Annotated in this window: 20 protein-coding genes; 11 read left to right on the forward strand and 9 right to left on the reverse strand. The window is 72.5% G+C overall.

From position 1 onward, the window contains the following. Positions 1 to 24: 24 nt before the first annotated feature. Both JQN84_RS31205 and JQN84_RS03355 read right to left on the reverse strand, forming a co-directional pair. Complete coding sequence (locus JQN84_RS31205) at positions 25 to 933, reverse strand: YhjD/YihY/BrkB family envelope integrity protein (RefSeq protein WP_239484645.1); 909 nt, start codon at positions 931 to 933, stop codon at positions 25 to 27. 254 nt (positions 934 to 1,187) lie between these two features. Beyond that, positions 1,188 to 1,421, reverse strand: a complete 234-nt coding sequence (locus tag JQN84_RS03355) for a hypothetical protein (protein WP_204956892.1) — start codon at positions 1,419 to 1,421, stop codon at positions 1,188 to 1,190. 26 nt (positions 1,422 to 1,447) lie between these two features. Between JQN84_RS03355 and JQN84_RS03360 the strand changes: the two genes are divergently transcribed. After that, entirely contained in the window at positions 1,448 to 3,022 is a 1,575-nt protein-coding gene (locus JQN84_RS03360) for a pectate lyase family protein (protein WP_204956893.1), read from the forward strand. Positions 3,023 to 3,125: 103 nt separating this feature from the next. Here the strand turns inward: JQN84_RS03360 and JQN84_RS03365 are convergent, their stop codons facing one another. After that, complete coding sequence (locus tag JQN84_RS03365) at positions 3,126 to 3,521, reverse strand: hypothetical protein (protein ID WP_307820982.1); 396 nt, start codon at positions 3,519 to 3,521, stop codon at positions 3,126 to 3,128. Between the two features lie 477 nt (positions 3,522 to 3,998). Between JQN84_RS03365 and JQN84_RS03370 the strand changes: the two genes are divergently transcribed. Both JQN84_RS03370 and JQN84_RS03375 read left to right on the forward strand, forming a co-directional pair. Continuing rightward, positions 3,999 to 4,880 carry a helix-turn-helix domain-containing protein gene (locus JQN84_RS03370; RefSeq protein ID WP_204956894.1) on the forward strand — a complete coding sequence of 294 codons (882 nt, stop codon included), beginning with the start codon at positions 3,999 to 4,001 and terminating at the stop codon, positions 4,878 to 4,880. A 4-nt stretch (positions 4,881 to 4,884) separates the two neighbouring features. Next, on the forward strand, positions 4,885 to 5,067 hold the full coding sequence (locus tag JQN84_RS03375) for a DUF397 domain-containing protein (protein ID WP_204957312.1): 183 nt from the start codon (positions 4,885 to 4,887) through the stop codon (positions 5,065 to 5,067). 25 nt (positions 5,068 to 5,092) lie between these two features. Here the strand turns inward: JQN84_RS03375 and JQN84_RS03380 are convergent, their stop codons facing one another. Next, positions 5,093 to 5,341 (reverse strand): hypothetical protein, encoded by a 249-nt coding sequence (locus JQN84_RS03380; RefSeq protein WP_204956895.1) that lies wholly within the window; start codon positions 5,339 to 5,341, stop codon positions 5,093 to 5,095. A gap of 213 nt (positions 5,342 to 5,554) precedes the next feature. Here JQN84_RS03380 and JQN84_RS03385 point away from each other — a divergent pair, with 213 nt between their 5' ends. The 4 genes from JQN84_RS03385 to ispG are packed head-to-tail and all read left to right on the forward strand — an operon-like array spanning position 5,555 to position 9,892. Further along, the gene (locus tag JQN84_RS03385) at positions 5,555 to 6,214 is read left to right on the forward strand and encodes a Uma2 family endonuclease (protein ID WP_204956896.1); all 660 of its coding nucleotides are present in this window, start codon (positions 5,555 to 5,557) and stop codon (positions 6,212 to 6,214) included. Between the two features lie 43 nt (positions 6,215 to 6,257). After that, positions 6,258 to 7,469, forward strand: coding sequence for a 1-deoxy-D-xylulose-5-phosphate reductoisomerase (gene dxr / locus JQN84_RS03390; protein ID WP_204956897.1), 1,212 nt, complete (start codon positions 6,258 to 6,260; stop codon positions 7,467 to 7,469). Continuing rightward, a complete protein-coding gene (locus JQN84_RS03395) occupies positions 7,469 to 8,710 on the forward strand; it encodes a M50 family metallopeptidase (RefSeq protein WP_204956898.1) in 1,242 nt (413 codons plus the stop codon). Before dxr ends, JQN84_RS03395 begins: the two co-directional genes overlap by 1 nt. 9 nt (positions 8,711 to 8,719) lie before the next feature. Then, on the forward strand, positions 8,720 to 9,892 hold the full coding sequence (gene ispG, locus JQN84_RS03400) for a flavodoxin-dependent (E)-4-hydroxy-3-methylbut-2-enyl-diphosphate synthase (protein WP_204956899.1): 1,173 nt from the start codon (positions 8,720 to 8,722) through the stop codon (positions 9,890 to 9,892). 224 nt (positions 9,893 to 10,116) lie between these two features. On the opposite strand, the gene JQN84_RS03405 is transcribed toward ispG, so the two are convergent. Beyond that, the gene (locus JQN84_RS03405; protein WP_204956900.1) at positions 10,117 to 10,695 is read right to left on the reverse strand and encodes a PadR family transcriptional regulator; all 579 of its coding nucleotides are present in this window, start codon (positions 10,693 to 10,695) and stop codon (positions 10,117 to 10,119) included. A 129-nt stretch (positions 10,696 to 10,824) separates the two neighbouring features. Between JQN84_RS03405 and JQN84_RS03410 the strand changes: the two genes are divergently transcribed. Then, positions 10,825 to 11,664 (forward strand): GNAT family N-acetyltransferase, encoded by an 840-nt coding sequence (locus JQN84_RS03410; RefSeq protein WP_204956901.1) that lies wholly within the window; start codon positions 10,825 to 10,827, stop codon positions 11,662 to 11,664. A 512-nt stretch (positions 11,665 to 12,176) separates the two neighbouring features. Beyond that, a complete protein-coding gene (locus JQN84_RS03415) occupies positions 12,177 to 15,761 on the forward strand; it encodes an ATP-binding cassette domain-containing protein (RefSeq protein ID WP_204956902.1) in 3,585 nt (1,194 codons plus the stop codon). 113 nt (positions 15,762 to 15,874) lie between these two features. Here the strand turns inward: JQN84_RS03415 and JQN84_RS03420 are convergent, their stop codons facing one another. The 4 genes from JQN84_RS03420 to JQN84_RS03435 all read right to left on the reverse strand — a co-directional run bounded on the left by JQN84_RS03420 (position 15,875) and on the right by JQN84_RS03435 (position 20,210). Beyond that, positions 15,875 to 16,942, reverse strand: a complete 1,068-nt coding sequence (locus tag JQN84_RS03420; RefSeq protein WP_204956903.1) for an NADH:flavin oxidoreductase/NADH oxidase — start codon at positions 16,940 to 16,942, stop codon at positions 15,875 to 15,877. A 77-nt stretch (positions 16,943 to 17,019) separates the two neighbouring features. Then, complete coding sequence (locus tag JQN84_RS03425; protein ID WP_204957313.1) at positions 17,020 to 18,336, reverse strand: dicarboxylate/amino acid:cation symporter; 1,317 nt, start codon at positions 18,334 to 18,336, stop codon at positions 17,020 to 17,022. 205 nt (positions 18,337 to 18,541) lie between these two features. Continuing rightward, the gene (locus tag JQN84_RS03430; RefSeq protein WP_204956904.1) at positions 18,542 to 19,252 is read right to left on the reverse strand and encodes a DUF998 domain-containing protein; all 711 of its coding nucleotides are present in this window, start codon (positions 19,250 to 19,252) and stop codon (positions 18,542 to 18,544) included. Then, positions 19,245 to 20,210: a glutathione S-transferase family protein gene (locus JQN84_RS03435; RefSeq protein ID WP_204956905.1), complete on the reverse strand. Its 966-nt coding sequence runs from the start codon at positions 20,208 to 20,210 to the stop codon at positions 19,245 to 19,247. Before JQN84_RS03435 ends, JQN84_RS03430 begins: the two co-directional genes overlap by 8 nt. 158 nt (positions 20,211 to 20,368) lie before the next feature. On the opposite strand from JQN84_RS03435, the gene pcaF reads away from it, so the two are divergent. Both pcaF and JQN84_RS03445 read left to right on the forward strand, forming a co-directional pair. Further along, positions 20,369 to 21,574 carry a 3-oxoadipyl-CoA thiolase gene (gene pcaF / locus JQN84_RS03440; RefSeq protein ID WP_204956906.1) on the forward strand — a complete coding sequence of 402 codons (1,206 nt, stop codon included), beginning with the start codon at positions 20,369 to 20,371 and terminating at the stop codon, positions 21,572 to 21,574. Positions 21,575 to 21,825: 251 nt separating this feature from the next. Next, a complete protein-coding gene (locus JQN84_RS03445) occupies positions 21,826 to 22,644 on the forward strand; it encodes an SAM-dependent methyltransferase (RefSeq protein ID WP_204956907.1) in 819 nt (272 codons plus the stop codon). Positions 22,645 to 22,651 lie beyond the last annotated feature (7 nt).

Genomic DNA, 22,651 nt, shown 5'->3' on the forward strand with positions numbered 1-22,651 from the left:
GCCCCTGGCCCGGTTCTGGGCCCGCTACGGCCTGCGCGAGACCGACGCCCCGGCGGCGTCGCCGACCCCCGACGCCTCGGAGCCGGACGCCGACCCGGAGGCGGCGGCGCGGCCGACCCGCCAACGGGACAACGCGAGGGTGGCCGAGTAGCCGGCCAGCACGATCACGTGGAACAGGTAGAGCCAGAGCAGCACCGCGACGCCGGCCCCGACCGGGTCGAACCCGCCGAACGGCACCCCGAGATCCAGCGGGAGCGAGCAGAACAGCACGAAGCCGTGCAGGAAGCCGGAGAGGTTGGCGGCGGTGAACGAGCCGACCGCCAACGTCGACAGCCAGTCCGGTGAGGCCGGCCCGACCACCCGGAACACCCACATCAGGACCGGGGTGAGCACGAGCCACACCGCCAGGAACGACAGCACGATGCCCAGCGCGGCGACCCAGCCACCCTGCCGGATCAGCCGGGTGGTGGTGGGCAGCGCGATGAGGATCGACAGCAGCAGGGCGGGGGCGGGGGCGAGCAGCGGCAGCAGCAGCAACCGCCCCCGCCAGCCCACCAGCGACTCGTCCGGGTTCGGCGCGGTCGCCACCGAGACGAACGCCCGGCGCAGCCCCTCACCGTAGAGCGAGGCGGGCAGCAGGGAGGCCAACGCCAACAGCGGGGTCAACTGCACCCCGGCGTTGACCAGCGCGTCCACCGCGTCGGGCGCACCGATCGCGTCCGGCAGCGTCTCCACGGCGTACGCGGTGAGCCGGCGTACCCGGTCCGCCCCGGCCACCAGTGAGGTCAGCCAGATCGCCAGCAGGGCGACGGGCACCACGGCGATCGCCCCGTAGAAGGTGATCGCGGCGGCGTGCAGGGATAGGTCCCGTCCGCGTACCGGCCGGAACGCGGCACTGGTGATCCGCTTCGTACGCTGCCATGCGTCGCCCATCGCGATGTTCTTCCCCCTGTCACCCGCCGCCACGCATCACGATCCCGCGTCACGCCCGTGTGCCGGCCGTGATCGGTTCAACTGGGCCGATGTTGCGGTGTCATGGCGCCGGGATGGCGCAACATCGGCCCCAGCGAGTGGATCACTAGCGGCTGGCCGGCGGTTGGGCGGTCATTAGCCGCATTCCGGACGACATCTTGCGGTATCGATAGACGCCACCCTATCCTCGCTTGTGGAAAGCGCTTTCCAGATGCTCAGTGCGGGTGCCACGGCGAGTTCCACCACCGCCGCAGGCGCCAGTTCGCCGTGCGCGGCAGCACGGCGAGCGGGTCGACCCGACCACCGGCGCAGACGTCCCTGGCCGGCCGGCGACTCCGCCTGACGGCCGCGAAGGCCCGGCCCGTCCCCGGCGCGCAGAGGTCCGACAGGACCACCGTCATCACCGCCGCCCGACCGGGCACCACACCACCCGGCAGCGGCACCACCACCAGGTAATGAGAAAGGTGACGTGAGGATGAGACGACCAGTTGCACGACGAGTCCAGGCGGGGCTGGCCACGGCCGCCGTCGGTGCCGCGATCTGCGTGGCCCTGCCGGTGCACCAGGCGTCGGCGGCGGCCGGCAGCGCCAGCGGCTACGCCACCCAGAACGGCGGCACCACCGGCGGCGCGGGCGGCCAGACCGTACGGGCCACCACCGGCACCGCGATCCACGCTGCCCTGTGCAACCGGGCCAGCAGCAGCACCCCGATCGTCATCGAGGTGCAGGGCACCATCAACCACGGCAACACCACGAAGGTCTCCGGCAGCAGCTGCAACACCGCCGCCGACAAGATCGAACTGAAGGAGATCAGCAACGTCACCATCGTCGGGGTCGGCAGCGGGGCGGTCTTCGACCAGCTCGGCATCCACATCCGCGACTCCCGCAACATCATCATCCAGAACGTGACCGTGCGGAACGTCAAGAAGTCGGGCTCGCCGACCTCCAACGGTGGGGACGCCATCGGCATGGAGAGCAGCGTTCGCAACGTCTGGGTCGACCACACCACCCTGGAGGCGTCGGGTGGCGAGTCGGCGGGCTACGACGGGCTGTTCGACATGAAGGACGACGTCCAGTACGTGACGCTGTCGTACAGCATCCTGCGCAACTCCGGCCGGGGCGGCCTGATCGGCTCCAGCGAGAGCGACCGGGGCAACGGCTTCGTCACCTTCCACCACAACCTCTACCAGAACATCGACTCCCGTACGCCGCTGCTGCGGGGCGGGATCGCGCACATCTACAACAACTCGTACGTGCAGTTGAACGAGTCGGGGATCAACTCCCGGGCCGGCGCGCGGGCCAAGGTGGAGAACAACTACTTCAAGAACTCCCGGGACGTGCTGGGCACCTTCTACACCAGCGAGGCCGGCTACTGGCAGGCCAGCGGCAACATCCTGGACAACGTGACCTGGTCCAGCCCCGGCAGTGAGACCAACCCCGCCGGCCCGGGTATGCCGTCCAACACCAGCGTCAGCATTCCGTACTCCTACCGGCTGGACGGGGCGAGCTGCGTGCCGGACATCGTCCGGCAGACGGCCGGCGCGAACATGGGTCTCAAGGAGTCGAACGGGAGCTGCACGCCGACCACCCCGAACCCGACCACCCCGGCCCCGACCACCCCGGCCCCGACCACGCCTGCGCCGACCACGCCGGCCCCGACCACCCCGCCGCCCACCAGCACGCCCGGCGGGACCAACCTCAGCATCGGCGCCGGCTCCGACGGCTCCAGCAAGGCCAGCGGTACGAGCTACGGCGACGTGCGGGACGGCAACATGGGCACCTTCTGGTCCCCGGCCGGGTCGACCGGTGACATCTCGATCAAGTGGGGCTCCGCCACCAGCATCTCCTCGATCAACATTCGGGAGGCGTCCGGCTCGGTCGGCAGCGTCACCTCGTGGCAGGTGCTCAACGGCGACACCGGCGCGGTGCTGGCCTCCGGCAGCCGGGCCGGGGTGATCACCTTCGCCCGTACCTCGCTGAAGAAGGTCACCTTCCGGATCAACAGCTCTGCTGCCACCCCGAAGGTCGCCGAGTTCGAGACCTACGCCTGACCGTCGTCCCCGGGCCGGTCCCGGGGCGATGATCGACACAGTGGGGCCGAGGTAGGGGTGTCCGGTCGGCGAGGACACCCCCACCTCGGCCCTCTTGTGTCGATCAACCCAGGTCGACGGGCGACGACTCGGATGGCGTGCCGGGTGGCGTGCCGGGTGGTGGCCGGTCGTGGCGGGTCCAGGCGAGGAACCGGGTGAAGTAGGCGGCCGGGTCGACCGGGCCGGTGCCGACCCGCAGCGCATCGGCGATCGCGTCGTGCATCAGCAGGCAGAGGTAGATGGCCAGCGCCGGCCGGTCGTGGGCGTACTCCCGCCGCAGGCTCAGCTTGGCCGGCTGGCAGGGCCACGGCGCGGCGCAGACCCGGCACCGCCACGCGGCGACATGCGGACCGGGACCTTCCTGCCGTCCCGCCGCCTGCCGCCAGCGCTGCGCGCCACCCTCCTGCGGGGTGACCGGTGCCGGCTGCCCCCGCCGTGGGCCGCCCGTCGGTGGGGTCACCGGTGGCGGCCGTTCGCCCGGCGGGCCTGGCCCCGGGTGGCCAGGCCCGCCGCGCCCACCCAATAGACGGCGGTGGGACCGTTCCACAGGTGGGGGCGGTGCGCCGGCAGTGGTGGCGGTGGCGGTTCCCCCAGCGGTACGCCGGCCAGCCGGTCCGGGCACGGCCAGCGCAGCCCGCAGGTGCAGTGCCGACCCCACCGGGACCAGTCCCGCCGATGCCGTGGCGCTGTCGGTACCGGTCTGTCGCGTCGGCGCTTGCCAGGAGTTTCCATCGTGCCTCCGGGTGCGGGCGTTCGGGTAACCGGGGGTGGGAGTCGGGATGAGGTGTCGGGAAGAACTCCCACCCCCGGTCGACCGCCGCCGGTGGCGGCTGGTCATCCACGATGGTCATTTCACTACTAGCTGAGCGCAATGTTTTGCTGGAGAATACGAACCAAGGGATGAGGTGCCTTACGCAGCGGCACTGAAGGAGATGACGTGGACGATTCGGGGAGCACCGTCCCGCGTAGACAACTCGGCAGATACCTGAGAGAACTTCGGGAAGGCGCGTATGTGACAGTGGCGGCGGCGGCCAAGGAGCTCGAATGGTCGACGCCGCGCATCTGGCGTTACGAGACCGGTCAGGTCTCCATGCATCCGAACGATGTGGAGGCCATGTGCCGCGTGTATGGCGCGTCCCGGGAGACCATCGAGACGATGCGTGCTCTGGCCCGGGAAACCAAGGCTCACGGCTGGTGGCACAGCTACGGCGAGCCGATCAAGGACTGGTTCAAGCTCTACGTGGGCCTGGAAGCTACCGCCACCAGGATTCGGCACTACGAGGTCAACCTGGTGCCGGGCCTCGTGCAGACTGTCGAGTACATGACGGAGGTGATCGCCACCGACAACCCGCAGTTGAGCGACGCTGAGCGTAAGGCGAAGGTGGACGTCCGACTGCGCCGACAGCGCCTGTTGGCAAGGGCGGTGCCACGCCCGCCGCAACTGGACGTGATTCTCAGCGAGGCGGTGCTGCGCCGGCCGCTGCGGGACCGGGCAGCGATGATCCGTCAGCTCGACTCACTGGTCACGATGAGCCGGCAGCACAACATTCGGCTGCGCGTGCTGCCACTGGCGGCCGGATTGGTCCGCTCGGCGCACGCGGGCACCTTCACCATGCTCGACTTCCCGACCGACGTGCGCGACCCGGAGCCGACCACCATCTACATGGACGGCCCGTGCGGTGCGGTCTACCTTGACAAGGCCCACGAGATCCAGACCTATGAGGCAGCCTGGCGCTCGCTCGGTGAGCGGGCGCTCGACGAGGACGAGAGCCGCGAACTGATCGTGGCGATGGCGAAGGAGATGGTCGATGAGACGTGACGGGGTGTGGCGGACGTCGTCCCGGTCCGGTGGTGAGGGCAACTGCGTCGAGGTGGCAGCGTTCACCGACGCGGTCGGGGTGCGGGACAGCAAGGACCGGAGTGGCCCCGCGTTGGTCTTCGCGCCCGCTGCCTGGTCCGACTTCGTGGCTGCGACCAGGGCGGGTTCGTTCGCGGGTCACCCGTAACGGATCTGCTCACCACTGCGCATGATCAAAAGAGCTTCGGGGAATCCGCCGAGAAGTAGGCCCCTTGAAACAGGTCCTTGCGAGCTGTCTCCAGGTTCCGGGCGGCGGTGTCGAGCATCCGGGCTAGGTCGTCGCAGCCGACCGTCATGGAGGCCGTGCGCTTCGCCCGTTCGGTCCGCTTGATCGCCTGCTCGATGTTGAGCAGCGCTTCGGAAACCTCGCGGAGGCCGGACTCTCGGGCTGCTTGTTCGGGGGTGTGGTCAAGATCGGACATGCATGGTCACCCTCGGGAATTGAGTGGAATCGGTGGGTGCTCTGACCGGGCGGTCCGACGGGGCACACTTCCACTCCTCGTCGGTGGCGGTCGCACCTGCTGTGCGACCGCCCTGACGGATGCTGTGTGACGGTGGCCCCCTGCCGCCCCGCAGTTCGCGTCGACCGGCCTCGTGGGCAGGGCAGGTGCATTTCCCGGAGGCAGGTTGCGGCGATGAGGGCCAGGCACGACAAGGCGCTGTGGGAGCGCAACGAGGCATGGACCGCGCGGCGGGCGCTCGACCTCGTGCCGCCCCACAACGGCCCCCGCGTGGAGGTGCTTCGCGGCAGTGTCGTCATTTCACCCGATGGCGACTACGACCAGCGGACTGCCCAGCGGGAGCTGACGTATCTGATCAGCCGAGCTTGCCGGCCCCACGGGTGGTGGGCGGGCTGGTCGGTGAACCTCACCGCACTGGATGATCTCTTGGTTCCGCACCTCGCGGTGCTGCGACAACAGGGAAGAGGCCGACGAGCCATGCCGGTGGAGGCGGCGGTGCTGCTCGGCGAGATCGGCCCGTCCCAGGTCGCAGGTCCCGGTGTGATCGACCGGCCCCGGGAGTACGCCGCCGCGGGGGTTCCCTTTTTCCTCCGGGTCGACCTGCGGAACCGGATCCCCGCGCTGACGCTCCACGAACTCGCCGACGGCGGGTACCGCCCGACGGCCGCTGCCGCAGCGGGGACGACCTTCGTGATGACACGACCGTTCGCGTTCTCCGTCGACCCGGCCGCCCTGCTGGACGAGGCGGCACCTGTCGGCGAGGAGGCGCTGGTCGAGGAGGCGGAACCGCCCGGCGGGGAGAATCCGGTGGGGGAGGGGGACGGCGGCGGGTGAGGCTCCCAGCGGGAGCACAGCGCGTACGGGGCAGAATGGCCGGGTGACAACTCCCCGGGATCTCGTCCTGCTCGGCTCCACAGGTTCGATCGGCACCCAGGCGATCGACATCGTCAGGCGCAACCCGGACCGGTTCCGGGTGGTGGCGCTCGGTGCCGGCGGCGGCAACGTCGAGCTGCTCGCCACCCAGGCGCTCGAACTGGGCGTGGACGCGGTCGGGGTGGCCAAGGCGTCCGCCGCGCAGGATCTCCAACTCGCCTTCTATGCCGAGGCGAGCCGGCGCGGCTGGGCCACCGGGGACTTCAAGCTTCCGAAGATCATCGCCGGCCCGGACGCCATGACGGAGCTGGCGCAGTGGCCCTGCGACGTGGTCCTCAACGGGGTCGTCGGGTCGCTCGGGCTCGCGCCGACGTTGGCCGCGCTGCGCTGTGGTCGTACCCTCGCGTTGGCCAACAAGGAGTCGCTGGTGGCCGGCGGCCCGCTGGTGAAGGCCGCGGTGACGCGGCCGGGGCAGATCGTGCCGGTCGACTCGGAGCATTCGGCGCTGGCCCAGTGCCTGCGCGGCGGGACGCGCGGCGAGGTGCGGCGGCTGGTCGTCACGGCCAGCGGCGGGCCGTTCCGGGGACGGCGGCGCGACGAGCTGGCCGCTGTCACCCCGGAGCAGGCGCTCGCCCACCCGACGTGGAACATGGGGCCGGTCGTCACGATCAACTCGGCCACCATGGTCAACAAGGCGCTGGAGGTGATCGAGGCGCATGAGCTGTTCGACGTGCCCTACGCCGACATCACCGTGATGGTGCACCCGCAGTCGGTGATCCACTCGATGGTCGAGTTCGTCGACGGCTCCACGCTGGCCCAGGCGAGCCCGCCGGACATGCGGCTGCCCATCGCGCTCGGCCTCGGCTGGCCCGACCGGGTGCCCGACGCCGCCACCGCCGTCGACTGGACCACCGCCCACACCTGGGAGTTCGCCCCGCTCGACGACGAGGCGTTCCCGGCGGTGGCGCTGGCCAAGGCGGCCGGCATGGCGGGCCGCTGCCGTCCGGCCGTCTACAACGCGGCCAACGAGGAGTGCGTGGCGGCGTTCGTCGCCGGCCGGCTACCGTTCCTCGGCATCGTCGACACCCTCGGGCGGGTGTTGGAGGAGGCTCCCGATTTCGGTGAACCAGGTACCGTCGAGGACGTGCTCGCCGCCGAATCGTGGGCGCGCGCGCACGCGCAGGAGATCATCTCGGGGTCGGGGAAGGAAGCCTGATGCTCTATCTGCTCGGGGTGGTGGTGATCGCCCTGGCGATCCTCATCTCGGTGAGCCTGCACGAGGCCGGTCACATGTTGACCGCCAAGGCGTTCGGCATGAAGGTCACCCGCTACTTCGTCGGCTTCGGGCCGACCATCTGGTCGTTCCGCCGGGGTGAGACGGAGTACGGCCTCAAAGCCATCCCGCTCGGCGGATTCTGCAAGATCGTCGGCATGACGCCGCAGGACGACGACGTCGAACCGGGCGACGAGAAGCGGGCGATGTGGCGTTACCCGGTCTGGAAGCGGACGATCGTGATGTCCGCCGGCTCGGTCACCCACTTCGCGCTGGCCGTCGTCGCGATCTGGCTGGCCGCCATGTTCATGGGCCTGCCCAACAAGAACCTTCCCAACCCGCTCCCGGCGCACGTCAAGGTCGTCGAGTGTGTCGTCCCCACCGACGCGGTCCGCGAGTGCGCCCCCGGTGACCCGGTCAGCCCCGCCAAGCAGGCCGGGCTGCGCGACGACGACAAGATCGTCGCGATCAACGGGGTGGCGGTCGCCGACTACACCGCGCTGGTCAAGACCGTCCGCGACCTGCCGCCGGGCCAGCCCGCGACCATCAGGTACGAGCGCGACGGCGTGTCCGGTGAGGTCCGGGCCGACCTCGCCGCCGTGCAGCGCAGGCCGCTGGACGACCCGAACGGCGCCCCGGTCACCGTCTCCGCCCTCGGCGTCGCCGGCCCGATGCTCCCGCCCGGCGTCCCGGCGAACGTCACCTACGGCCCGGTCGAGGCCATCCCGGCCACCGCCGGCTACACCAAGGACCTGGCCGTCGGCACCTACGAGGCGATCAAGCGGATCCCCGACAAGATCCCCGCCCTGTGGACGGCCGTCACCGGCGGCGAACGCGACAAGGACACCCCGATCAGCGTCGTCGGCGCGAGCCGGCTCGGCGGCGAAGCCCTGGAGAACGGCGTCTGGCAGCTGCTGGTCCTGCTGTTCATCTCGCTGAACTTCTTCGTCGGCGTGTTCAACCTGCTGCCGCTGCTGCCCCTGGACGGCGGCCACATCGCCATCGCCTGGTTCGAACGGGCCCGCTCCTGGCTCTACGCCCGGATCGGCCGGCGCGACCCGGGCCGGGTCGACTATCTCAAGCTGATGCCCATCACGTACGCGGTCATCCTCATCGGCGGCGCGTTCACGCTGCTCACCGCCACCGCGGACATCGTCAACCCCATCACGCTCTTCACAAGGTGAGTGCCTGAAGTGACCGCTGTCAGTCTCGGTATGCCCGCAGTACCGCCCCCGCCGCTCGCCCCGCGCCGGGCCAGCCGCCAGATCATGGTCGGCTCGGTGCCGGTCGGTGGGGGTGCCCCGGTCTCGGTGCAGTCGATGACCACCACCCTCACCTCCGACGTCAACGCCACCCTCCAGCAGATCGCCGAGCTGACCGCGTCCGGCTGCCAGATCGTCCGGGTCGCCGTGCCCAGTCAGGACGACGTGGAGGCACTGCCGGCGATCGCCCGCAAGTCGCAGATCCCGGTGATCGCCGACATCCACTTCCAGCCGAAGTACGTCTTCGCCGCGATCGACGCCGGCTGCGCGGCCGTCCGGGTCAACCCGGGCAACATCCGCCAGTTCGACGACAAGGTCAAGGAGATCGCCGCAGCCGCCTCCGCCGCCGGTACGCCGATCCGGATCGGCGTCAACGCCGGCTCGCTGGACAAGCGGCTGCTCGCCAAGTACGGCAAGGCCACCGCCGAGGCGCTCGTCGAGTCGGCGCTGTGGGAGTGCTCGCTGTTCGAGGAGCACGGCTTCCGGGACATCAAGATCTCGGTCAAGCACAACGACCCGGTGGTGATGATCCGGGCGTACCGGCAGCTCGCCGAGCAGTGCGACTACCCGCTTCACCTGGGGGTGACCGAGGCCGGCCCGGCGTTCCAGGGCACCATCAAGTCGGCTGTCGCCTTCGGCGCGCTGCTGGCCGAGGGGATCGGCGACACGATCCGGGTGTCGCTGTCGGCCCCGCCGGTCGAGGAGATCAAGGTCGGCAACCAGATCCTGGAGTCGCTGGGGTTGCGCGAGCGCGGGCTGGAGATCGTCTCCTGCCCGTCCTGCGGCCGGGCCCAGGTGGACGTCTACAAGCTCGCCGAGGAGGTCACCGCCGGCCTGGAGGGGCTGCCCGTCCCGCTGCGGGTCGCCGTGATGGGCTGCGTGGTGAACGGGCCGGGCGAGGCCCGCGAGGCCGACCTCGGGGTCGCCTCCGGCAACGGCAAGGGGCAGATCTTCGTCAAGGGTCAGGTCGTCAAGACCGTCCCCGAGGGGCAGATCGTCGAGACGCTCATCGAGGAGGCGCTGCGGATCGCCGACGAGATGGGTGCGGAGATCCCCGAGGAACTGCGCGACCTCGTCCCCGGCCCTACGGTCACCGTGCACTGACCCACCGTCGAGAAGGGCGGTCCTCCCACCGGGAGGGCCGCCCTTTCGGGTACGTGGTTGAGCGTCGCCGGGATGCTTCGGCACCGGTGGGCGCGACTTTCAAGGTGGCCCGCACCTTCGAGGAGATCCGGCTCGGGCGGTTGTGGTGGTCCTGGCCCGACCGGCGGGGTTCGCCGTGCCGGGCCAGGGCGTCGCGGGTCGCCGGGGTGCCGGGTGCCCGGCGGTCACTCCGATTCGGCGAGGATCGCGTACAGCTTGCGGCGGGTCTCGTCGAGCACCTGGGCAGCGCGTTCCCGCTGGTCGTCGGTGCCGGTCATCATCACCTGGCGCAGCGCGTGCATGGCCTGCGCGCCCGCGTCGCGGATGTCGTGCCAGCTGTTGACGGTGTCCTCGGCGAACTCCGCCCAGGGCGGGGTCTGCGCGGCCGTGGTGGCCTCCTCCCGACCGGCATCGGTCAGGTCGAACCGCTTGCGCCCGCCGCCGGCCGCGTCGGTGCTGGCGGCGATGACGCCCTCGTCCTCCAGCAGTTGCAAAGTCGGGTAGATCGATCCGGGGCTGGGCCGCCAGGCCCCGCCGGTGCGGGAGTCGATCTCCTGGATCATCTCGTAGCCGTGCATCGGCCGCTCGGTGAGCAGGGCCAGCACGGCGGCCCGGACGTTGGGTCGGCGTCCCCGGCCCCGCCCGCGCCCACCCCGGCCGCCGCCCCAACCGCCGTGCCCGTGCGGGCCGGGGGGCATGGGCGGGAAGCCGAAGCCGCGCTGCCGGGCCTCCTGCAGTGCGTGGATCCGACGGTGGAATCCCATCATGTCGTCCCTTCATCGTGCTGTCGCTGATGCATCAACGATATATCGGCAATGTGTTGTCGACAAGTCCTCTGGTGGCTGTGCCGGTCACCCGGCGAAGCACCGCCCTGATCTGGCAGGCTGGTAACCGTGCTGACGGTGCCGGTACGCCAACTGGGAGAGTCGGAGCGGCGTGCCGTCGAACGGCTGCTCGACCTCGACCCGTTCGCAGGCGCGCAGGTCGCCGAGCGGGTCGCCGCGCGCGGTCTCGCCTGGTGGCGGGCCGAGGGCCGCATCCTCGGCTACGGCACCCGCCGCAACCTGGAGTCGATCTGCTGGCTCGGTGGCAACCTCACCCCGATCCTCGCCACCGACTCCGCCGTCGCCGCCTTCGCCGAGCAGCTCTCCGGCGAGGAACGGCTCTGCTCCTCCATCGTCGGACGCGCCGATGCGGTGCTCGGCCTCTGGGACCGGCTCGCCGACCAGTGGGGGCCGGCCCGCGACGTCCGCCCCAACCAGCCGCTCCTGGCCGTCGACACCCTGCCCGCCATCCCGGTCGACCCCGAGGTGCGCCGGGTCCGCCCCGACGAGGTGCACCTGCTCTTCCCCGCCGCCGTCGCCATGTACGCCGAGGAGGTCGGCGTCTCGCCGCTGGCCGAGGACGGCGGCCGGGCCTACCGCCGACGGGTCGAGGACCTGGTCCGCGCCGGCCGGGCGTACGCCCGCATGGTCGACGGCGAGGTCGTGTTCAAGGCCGAACTGGCGGTGGTGACCCGCCGTACCGCCCAGGTCCAGGGCGTCTGGGTGGCCCCCACCTGGCGCGGACGCGGGATCGCCAGCGCCGCGATGGCCGCCGTCGTCCGCGACGCGCTGCTCCGGGTGGCCCCCACGGTCAGCCTCTACGTCAACGACTTCAACCGCCCCGCCCGCCGGGTCTACGAACGCTGCGGCTTCCACCGCGTAGGCACCCTCGCCACCATCCTCTTCTGACCCATCACCGGTCCCGTCGCCGCTCCGGTCCCTGTCGCTTTCCGGTCCCTGCCATCTCCCGGACGCTTGCCCACCCACCCGGCCTTCCCGGGCACCCCACCCCGCCCCTCACCCGTTCACCCGCTCATCCGCTCCCCGCTCATCCGCCCCCGCCCCGGCCTCTTCGCCCCGCCCCGACCTCTTCGCCCGCCTCGTCCCGGCCTCTCCGCCCCTCCGGTTGGCCGCGGCCCCACCCTGTTGGTCACCCTCTCGCCTTCTCGGCTGCCGCCCCGTCCCGGTGATCAAGAGGTTTAGGTCAGTTGATCAAGAGGTTTAGGGCAATTTGAAGATCAATATTGACGCAAACCTCTTGATCACCGGGGCGGGGCGGGGTGGGGCGGGGCGGGACGAGGCGGGGTGGGGTGGGGTGGGGGGTCGGGGGTGGGTGGGTTGGTGGTAAATGCGTTGAGGGGAGGGGGGCGGGGGGGTCAGGCTGGGGGGTACCGCCACCCCGAGTTCCGGAGGGAATTTCCATGCGCCTGCTCCGTGATCTCTGGGCGTCCGCGCCACGCCGCGTGACGGTCGTGATCGTCCTCGTCGTCCTCGGTGCCGCCGGTCAGGCCGCCGCCTCGGCGGTCGCCGGCCCGGTGCTGGTGCACCGCTCGGCCGGGTGGTTCGCCGCCCTGGTCGTCGCGCTGGTCGTCGCCGTCTTCGGCGAGTTGGTGATCGCGCTGTTGATGGCGGGCATCACCGCCGACTGGTCCGCCGACGTGCGTCGCCGGCTCTGCCGGGTCGCCCTCGGGCAGGATCTGCCCACCCTGGAGGGCACCCCGGTCGGCGAGTTGCTCGACCGGATCGACAACGACGTCTACCAGGTCGCCTCCGAGCTGCGGAACACCGGCGTACGGCTGGTACAGGGGTTGGTGCTCTGTCTGCTCGCCACGGTCAGCGCGCTGTTCGTCTGGTGGCCGGCCGGGGTGGCGATGCTGCTGCTCACGGTGCTGCTCGTCGCGCTGCTGCGCCGGCCCACCGCCGCCATCGCCCCGGCCCGGATGTCCGAGGAGGAGGCCTGGTCGGACCTGGCGGCCGTGATGGAGGAGGCGGTACACGGCCAGGACGACGTCCGTACCAGTCTGGCCCAGCCGTACGTGCTGCGGTTGTACGCCCGACGGGCCGCCGAGGTGCTGGCCCGTTGCCGCCGGGTCTTCCTGATGTCGGCGCGGGTCACCGCCTTCGCCGCCGGCACCATCCGGGTCGGGATCGCCGGGGTGGTGCTCGCCGGGGCCTGGGCGTTGACCACCGGCCGGGTCGACGGGGCCCGGTTGACGGCGATCTGGCTGCTCGCGTTGAGCTTCGGCGCGACCGTCGAACACCTCGCCCGCTGGGTGCCGCACCTGCAGTACGCGCTCGGCGCCTGGGCCCGGGTGCTGCTGCTCTCCGACTCCAGGCAGGAACCCTCCGGCGGCCTCACCCCCACCGACGGCGACCTGACCCTGCGCGGGCTCACCTTCCGCTACCCGGCCACCGGCGAGGACGAGCGCGCGCCCGCGCTGCGCGACGTCCGGCTCAGCTTCGTACGGGGCCGGTCGTACGCGTTGGTGGGGCGGACCGGTTCGGGCAAGTCGACGCTGGCCAAGGTGCTCACCCGGGCGGTCGAGGTGCCGCGCGGGACCGTGCTGCTCGGCGACACCGACCTGTGTGACCTGGACGTCGAGGAACTGCGCCGGTGGATCGCGGTGGTGCCGCAGCGTACCGAGATCCTCGCCGGCACCCTCGCCGAGAACGTGGCCCTGTTCGACCCGGACCTGCTCGACGACGCGCCCCGGGCGCTGGCCGAGCTGGGGCTCACGGAGTGGGTCGCGGAACTGCCCGACGGCATCCGGACCCGGCTGGGCGAGGGCGGCCACGTGCTCTCCGCCGGCCAGGAACAGCTGGTGGCGTTCGCCCGCATCCTGGTGCGCGACCCGCACGTGGTGATCCTCGACGAGGCCACCGCGCGGCTGGACCCGGTCACCGAGACCCGGGTACGCGAGGCGACCGAACGTCTGCTCACCGACCGGATCGGCATCATCATCGCGCACCGGCTGTCGTCGGTGCGGCGCTGCGACGAGGTGGTGGTGATGGCCGACGGGGCGGTCCTGGAGGCCGGCCCGCTGCGCTCCTCGGCCCGCTTCGCCGAGTTGCTCGCCACCAGCCACGCCGCCGCGTACACCCCGGTCGGTGCGGGCCGGTCCGCCAGCCGGGGCGGCGTGGACCTGCTGGACGGCCCTGCCGGCTGGCCGGACGCCGACGCGACGTCCCCGGCCCGGCCGGACGACACCGGAGCGGGTCTCGACGGGGCGGATCCCGACGGGCCGGGCCGGGTCGCCGCCGTGCGGGGGACCGGGCCGGCCGGGCGGGCGGCGGTGGCCGTACCGAAGCAGGACCCGCCGCCGCTGCCACCGCTGCCGCCCGCGCGGACCATGCGGGAGATCCTGCGTCTGGGCCTGAACGACCCACGCTTCGGCATGCTGTCGGTCGCACTGTTCATGGTGATCACCGTGCTCGGCCTGGACGGCAGCGTGCTGCCCTGGCTGTGGGCGGACGTCGTCGACGGCGGTGACCCGTGGCTGCCGGCGCTGGGCATCGCCGCCGCGCTGGTGATCGTGCTGCCGCTGCCCTACTGGACCAACCTGCGGTTCCCCCAGTGGTGGGTACGCCAGATGCTGCGGATGAGCCTGCGGCTGGTGCACGGTCAGACCGGTCCGCGCCGCACCAGCCGGCACACCCCGGCCGAGGTGGTGGCGCAGAGCGGGGACACCGAACGGGTCGTGCAGCTCGCCGACAACCTGATGGACCAGCTCATCGCCCTGGTGACGATGGTGACCATGACGCTGATCACGGGCAGTCTCGTGCCGGCGTTGTTCTTCGTGGGCACGATGGCCGTGTCCGGGCTCGCCGCGACCCTGTTCGGCCCCCGGTTGGAGCGTTCCGCCCGGGACACGGTGGCGGCCCGCGCCGCCTTCGCCACCGCGCTGGTCTCCTCGCTGTCGGCGGCCCGGACGGTCAAGCTCGCCGGGGCGACCCGGCCGGTGCTCGACCACCTCTCCGCGCTGGACCTGGTACGCAGCGACCGGCAGCGGCGGGAGATCGCCGTGCAGGTGTGGGCGCGTTCCACCCCCTCGGTGGCCAGCGGTCTGCTGCCGATCGCGGCGTGGGCGCTCTACCTGACCGGCGGACTCTCCGCCGGTGCCACCCTGGTCGCCGTCTCCACCCTCGGGGCGGCCCGCTGGTTCGCCTGGACCACCGCGTCCCTGGTCTCGCAGTACCCGTCGGCGCGGGTGTGGACCCGCCGGACGGTGGCGATGGCCGGGATCGGGGCGTACTCGGCGGAGGTGCCGGGGGTGGACCTCGCCGCCGGTACCGCCCCGACGCCGCAGCCGCCGCCGCGCCGGCCGCTGCGCCGCCTGGAACTGGCCGGCTTCGGGGCGCTGCACTCCGACGGCACCCTCGCCGTACGGGACGTCGACCTGACCGTGGACCGGGGCCGGCTGGTGCTGGTGGTGGGGCCGGTCGGCTCCGGCAAGTCGTCGCTGCTGCGGGCGCTGGCCGGGATCGTGCACCACGTCGGTGAGCTGCGCTGGAACGGCGAGCCGGTGACCGAGCCGGAGCTGTTCCTGCGCCCCCAGCAGGTCGGCTACGTCGGTCAGCTGCCCCGGGTGCTCTCCGGCACGGTCGCCGACAACATCGCCCTCGGTCACGACGTGGACGCGGCCGGGGCGGTGGGCACCGCCCAGCTGGAGCACGACCTGGCGGGCGGCGGTGGGCTGGGGCTGCTGATCGGGCACAAGGGCACCCGGCTGTCCGGCGGGCAGTTGCAGCGGCTGGCGCTGGCCCGGGCGCTCGCCCCGCGTACCGAACTGTTGGTCGCCGACGACGTGTCGTCCGCGCTGGACGTCACCACCGAGCTGGCGCTGTGGGCGGCGTTGCGGGAGCACGGGGTGACCGTGGTCGGCTCGACCTCGAAACGGGCGGCGCTGGTCCGCGCCGACCACGTGGTGGTGCTGGTCGACGGCACGGTCGCCGCCCAGGGCGGGTGGCGGGACCTGGAGGACGACTGGGGTCACCTGGCCGGCTGACCCGGGCACCCGCGCCCGCCCCCGCCCGGTCGGGCGGGATCGGGGAGAGTTGTCGTCGCTCCAGCGACAACAACTCTCCCCGCAGTGGTCGCCGCCTGCCGGTCGGCGGATGGTCAGAAAGCGCGGGCGTACGGGTCGGGCCAGTCGGGGCCGGCACCGAGCTTCGCGGCGGCCCGGCGCGGCCAGTACGGGTCCCGGAGCAGTTCCCGACCGAGCAGCACCAGGTCGGCCTCACCGGCGACGACGATCTGCTCGGCCTGTTCCGGCTCGACGATGAGGCCGACCGCACCCGTCGGTACGCCCGCCTCGCGCCGGATCTGGGCGGCCAGCGGCACCTGGTAGCCGGGACCGACCGGGATGGTCGCCCGGGCCGACGCCCCGCCGGAGGAGACGTCCACCAGGTCGACGCCGGACGCGGCCAGCTCGGCGGCGAGGGCGACGCTGTCGTCCGCCGTCCAGCCGCCCTCGACCCAGTCGGTGGCGGAGATCCGGGTGAGCACCGGCACCTGCTCGCCGACGGTGGCGCGGACCGCGCGGGCGACCTCCAGGGTGAGCCGCATCCGGGCGGCCCGGTCGCCGCCGTAACCGTCGGTGCGGTGGTTGGTCAGCGGGGACAGGAACTCGTGCAGCAGGTAGCCGTGCGCGGCGTGGATCTCCACGACGGCGAAGCCGGCGTCGACGGCCCGGCCAGCGGCGGTGGCGAACGCCGACACCACCCCGGCGATCCCGGCCTCGTCCAGCGCGGTCGGCCGCCGGTAGTCGGGCAGGAACGGTTCGACGCCGGGGCCGACGGGCGTCCAGCCGCCCTCGTCGTCAGGCACGCCGCCGCGCTCGGCCGCCCACGGCCGCCAGGTGCTGGCCTTGAACCCGGCGTGGGCGAGCTGCACGGCGGGCACCGCCCCCTGGCCGACGACGAACGCGGTGACCGGCCGCCACGCGTCGACGTGCGCGTCGGACCAGATGCCCGTGTCCTGGGGGCTGATCCGTCCCTCGGGAACGACCGCGGTGGCCTCGGTGACGACCAGGCCGGCACCGCCGACGGCCCGGGACCCGAGGTGCACCAGGTGCCAGTCGGTGGGCAGCCCGTCCGGGCCGGCGCTGTACTGGCACATCGGCGCGAGGGCGATCCGGTTGGGCAGGGTGACGCCGCGCAGAGCGAGCGGGGTGAACAGGGCACTCATGCGGGTGATCCTCCGGTACGGGCGGGTGGCGGTGCGGGGCGGGGCGGGGTGTCCGGGGGAGGGCCCGGCCGGCGTGCTCAGGCGGGCGTCGGCGCGAGGTCGTCGCGGCGGGCCGGCCGGCCGGCGGTCCCGTCGGCGTCGGCCGGGTCGGCGTCGGTCAGGTCGCGCCGGCCGGCGGCGGCGTAGGCGTCGCGGTCCAGGATGCCCTCGCGGGCGGCCACGATGGTCGGCACGACGGCCTGCCCGGCCACGTTGGTGGCGGTGCGGATCATGTCCAGGATCGGGTCGATCGCCAGCAGCAGGCCGGCGCCGGCCAGCGGCAGGCCCAACGTGCTCAGGGTCAGGGTCAGCATGACGATGGCACCGGTCAGACCGGCGGTGGCGGCCGAACCGACCACCGAGACGAAGGCGATCAGCAGGTAGTCGCCGATGCCGAGGTCCACCCCGAAGACCTGGGCCACGAAGATCGCGGCGAGCGCCGGGTAGATCGCGGCGCAGCCGTCCATCTTGGTGGTGGCACCGAACGGCACCGCGAAGGAGGCGTACTCGCGGGGGACGCCGAGCCGCTCGACGGAACGCTGGGTGACCGGCATGGTGCCCACCGAGGAGCGGGAGACGAAGGCCAGTTCGATCGCCGGCCAGGCGCCGGCGAAGAACCGCAGCGGGTTGAGCCGCCCGGCGGTGACCAGCAGCAGCGGGTAGACCACGAACAGGACGATGGCGCAGCCGACGTAGACGGCGGTGGTGAACTTCGCCAGCGGGGCCAGCAGGTCCCAGCCGTACGCGGCGACGGCGTGTCCGATCAGGCCGAGGGTGCCGATCGGGGCGAGCCGGATCACCCACCACAGCGCCTTCTGCACGATGGCCAGCACCGCGCGGTTGACCTCGACGAACGGCTCGGCGGCCGCGCCGACCAGCAGCGCGGCGGCACCGACGACCAGGGCGAGGAAGACGATCTGGAGCACGTTGCCCTCGACGAACGCGCCGACCGGGTTGGTCGGCACGATGCCGGTGAGGAAGTCGGTCCACGAGCCGGTGGTCTTCGGCGCGGTCGCGCCGCCGACGTCCAGGCTCACCCCCCGGCCCGGGTCGGTGAGCAGACCGATGCCGAGGCCGAGGCTCACCGCGATCAGCGCGGTGACGCCGAACCAGAGCAGCGTCTTGAGCGCCAGCCGGGCGGCGTTGGCCACCCCGCGCAGGCTGACCACGCTGACCACGATCGCGGTGAAGACCAGCGGCGGGACGGCCAGCTTGAGCAGTTGGACGAAGAGCCCGCCGACGGTGTCGAGGGTGCTGGCCAGCCAGCTCAGGTCGTTGGCACGGGCGAGGAAGCCCAGCGCCGCGCCGAGCACGAGGCCGAGCAGGATCTGGGCGGAGAAGGGGAACTTGCGCAGGGTGGAAGCCATCAGGGCGGGTCCAATGTCGGTAGGGGTCGGTCGGCGGCAGCGTCAGGAGCGTGGCTGCGCCGGACAGACCCCACTGGCCTGCCGTCGGAGGTCGACGTACAGGCGCACGGTGAGGTGCCAGACATTGGTCATCGCCTGTCGACGCTACTCCCGGCCGGGCGCGAGCTGGAAGGACCGATCCGGGTGAGGCTCCTTACACGGACGTTGTCGACCCGGTGACCCGTTCGTCACGTTCGACGTGCTCACGGGCACCGGGCACGACGGGCCCGGTCCGGTCGGCCGGTCCGTCAGCGGTCGGCCGGTGCCGGGACAGCAGCAGCGCGGTGCACAGGCCCCAGCCGGCGCAGAGCACCAGCAACACCCGTTCCAGCCCGGCCACCAGGTCGCCCCGGCCCACGGTCAGCAGGCCCAGCGCGACCGCCCCGGCCACCGGCAACGCCACCACCCCGGCGACCCGGGCCACCCGGCGCAGCCCCGGCGTCGCCGGCCGGAGGAACCCGACCACCAGCATCGCGAGCACGGTCACCCCGGCCGCCACGATGCTCGCCCCGGCGTGCACCAGGTCGGCCGGGGTCGCCGCCTCGAACGGCGGCAGCGGGCAACCGGCGCTGCACGTCACCGCACCGGAGAGCACGGTGCCGGCCGCGCCGGTCAGCAGCAGGCCGGCCGCGAGCCGCAGCGTCACCGGCAGCGCCGCGGCCAGCGACAGCAGCGCCGCCGCCAGGGCGAACACCCCCATCCGGTACGTCGAGGCAAAGGCGCTGTCGCTGACCCCGGCCTCGCTGACGTACCCGCGCCACGGGCCACCCGGACCGGCCCCGACGGCGACGGTCACCGCGACCGCGCCGAGCAGCACGAAGCCGGCGGCGACCCGGCCGGCGACGGCACGGGCGGCGTCAGGCACGGCCGTGCGGGGTGAGCCAGCCGGAGGTGTCCGGTCCCGCCGGCACCACGCCGGTGGGATTGATCTCACGGTGGGTGGCGTAGTAGTGCCGCTTGATGTGGTCGAAGTCCACCGTCTCGCCGAAGCCCGGGGTCTGGAACAGGTCCCGGGCGTACGCCCAGAGCACCGGCAGCTCGGTCAGCTTCTGCCTGTTGCACTTGAAGTGCCCGTGGTAGGCCACGTCGAAGCGGACCAGGGTGGTGAACAGCCGCACGTCCGCCTCGGTGATCGCGTCACCCATCAGGTACCGCTGCCCGGCCAACCGCTGCGACAACACGTCCAGCCGGGCGAACAGCGCCGCGTACGCCTCGTCGTACGCCTGCTGGGAGGTGGCGAAGCCGCACCGGTACACGCCGTTGTTGACGTCGGTGTGGATCTCGGCCATCAGCGCGTCCAGTTCCGGGCGTAGCGCGACCGGGTAGAGGTCGGGCGCGTCCGGGGCGTGCAGGCGTCGCCACTCGGTGGAGAAGTCGAGGGTGAGCTGCGGGTAGTCGTTGGTGACCACCCGGCCGGTGAGCGTGTCCACCAGCGCCGGCACGGTAACCCGGCCGGTGTAGTCCGGATCGGTGGCCAGGTACGCCTCGGAGAGGAAACCGATGCCCAGCGCCGGGTCGAAGCCGTCCGGGTCGAGGGTGAACCGCCACCCGCGTTCGTCGCGGATCGGGTCGACCGTGCCCAGCGAGATCACCCCGTCCAGGCCGAGCAGGCCCCGCACGATCATGGCCCGGTGTGCCCAGGGGCAGGCCCGGCACCAGATCAGCCGGTACCGGTCGGCCTCCAACGGCCAGCGCCCCTGGTCGTCCGGCCCACCGCCCTCGGGTGAGGTGGAGTGCGGGGTGACCCGGCCGGTGAACCGGTTGGGCTGGCGGACGAACGCCCCGCCGCCGGAGGTCTCTGCGCTGAACTGGGCCCGGGTCATACCGCCAACCTATCCGGCGTACGCCCGCCTGACCTGTCGTGCGACCCGGCCGGGGCGGCGTCCGGCGCGGGCGTGGATATCCTGACGGCGGACGTCCCCCGTGACCCGGGTGACGCCGGGACCGCCAGCCCCTTCCCATCCCCGAAGGACGTGCGTCGATGACCGTGGCCTACCTCGTGTCCGGAGTCCGTACCCCGATCGGCCGGTACGCCGGCGTCCTCGCCGGGGTGCGCCCCGACGACCTGGCCGCCCATGTGCTGCGCGAACTGGTCGCCCGGCACCCGGCGGTGGACTGGGAGCGGGTCGACGACGTGGTGCTCGGCTGCGCCAACCAGGCAGGTGAGGACAACCGCAACGTGGCCCGGATGGCGGCGCTGTTGGCCGGCCTGCCCCAGGAGGTGCCGGGCAGCACCGTCAACCGGCTCTGCGGCTCCGGCCTGGACGCGCTGGCCACCGCCGCCCGTGCCGTGGTGGCCGGGGAGGCCGACCTGGTGCTCGCCGGTGGCGTCGAGAGCATGAGCCGCGCCCCGTTCGTCATGCCGAAGGCCGCCACGCCGTATTCGCGGGCCGCCGAGGTGTACGACACCACCCTCGGCTGGCGGCTGGTCAACCCGCTGATGGCGGCGGGGTGGGGTACCGACTCGATGCCCGAGACGGCCGAGAACGTGGCCGCCGAGTTCGGCGTCGACCGGCGTGTGCAGGACGAGTTCGCGCTGCGTTCCCAGCAGCGGGCCGCCAAGGCGCAGGCCGACGGCCGGTTCGCCGAGGAGATCGTGCCGGTGACCGTGCCGGCCGGCCGGCGGGAGACGAAGCTGGTCGAGGTCGACGAGCACCCCCGGGAGACGACGCTGGCGAAGCTGGCCGCGCTGCCCACCCCGTTCCGGGCCGGCGGCACCGTCACCGCCGGCAACTCCTCGGGCGTCAACGACGGCGCGGTGGCCCTGCTGGTCGCCTCCGAGGCGGCGGTGGCCCGGTACGGCCTGAGCCCGCTCGCCCGGGTCAGCGGCGCGGCGGCGGCCGGCGTACCACCCCGGATCATGGGGATCGGCCCGGTTCCGGCCACCCGCCGGCTGCTCGACCGGCTCGGTGTCGCCCTCGCCGACGTCGACGTGGTCGAGCTGAACGAGGCGTTCGCCGCGCAGGGGATCGCGGTGCTGCGCGAACTGGGCCTGCCGGAGGACGCCGAGCACGTCAACCCGAACGGCGGGGCGATCGCCCTGGGGCACCCGTTGGGGGCCAGCGGGGCCCGGCTGGCGTTGACCGCCGCCCTGGAACTGCGTCGCCGGGGCGGCCGACGGGCCCTGGCGACCATGTGCGTCGGGGTGGGGCAGGGCATCTCGCTGTTGCTGGAATCCGTCGACTGAGGCATCCGGACGCGCCACGGTGGCCTGTGGTGCGCGGGCGGACGCGCAGCGTGACCACGGTTCGTCCGGCGGCTCCGACCTGCCGGTCCCGGGCACAGATCGGGCTCCGCTGATCTCCCGTACCTGGGCGGACGGGCCTAGAGTGGTCAGCACCACACGATCCGCGGGTCGGCCGGTGCGGCTCCGCGTGCCCGCGCACGCCGTCGACACCGGTGCCCTCCCGCACCGCGGCGACGAACTGGGGGCCAGCGATGCAGACGTCGGACGGACTTCCCGCCGAGATCGACCTGAGCCGGCCCAGCGCCGCCCGGGTCTACGACTACTTCCTCGGCGGCGCGCACAACTTCGAGATCGACAGGCGGCTCGCCGAGCAGATCGCCAGCATGACCCCGAACCTCGCGGCCACCATGCGCTCCGGGCGGGAGTTCCTGCGCCGTGCGGTGCGGGCGCTGCTCGACGCCGGCATCGACCAGTTCCTCGACATCGGCTCGGGCATCCCCACCGTCGGCAACGTCCACGAGGTCGCCCAGGCGGCCAACCCGCAGGCCCGGATCGTCTACGTCGACATCGACCCGGTCGCCGTGGCGCACAGCCGGGAACTGCTCACCGGCAACGACCGGGCCGTCGCCGTGCACGCCGACCTGCGGGAACCGAAGCTGATCCTCGACGAGGCCCGGTCCAGCGGCCTGATCGACTTCGACCGGCCGCTGGGTATCCTGCTCGCCGGGGTGGTGCACTTCGTCCCCGACGCCGACCGCCCGGCCGACGTCCTCGCCACCCTGCGGGCCGCCGCCGCACCCGGCAGCTTCCTGGTCATCTCCCACTCCACCTTCGAGGACCAGCCCCAGGAGATGCTCGACGCGCAGCGCCTCTCGGCGCGCACGGACACCGAGATCACCCTGCGCTCCCGTGCCGAGATCACCGGCTTCTTCGGCGACTGGACGCTGCTTGAGCCCGGCGTGGTGCACATGCCGCTGTGGCGGCCCGACTCCCCGTCCGACGTCGACGAGCATCCCGAGCGGTTCGGGGCGTTCGGCGGCGTCGCCCGGTACGACCGTCCCGCCGGCTGAGCCGACC

Origin of the sequence: Micromonospora humidisoli, from assembly GCF_016900955.1 — a bacterium.
GTDB classification, from domain to species: Bacteria; Actinomycetota; Actinomycetes; order Mycobacteriales; family Micromonosporaceae; genus Micromonospora; species Micromonospora wenchangensis.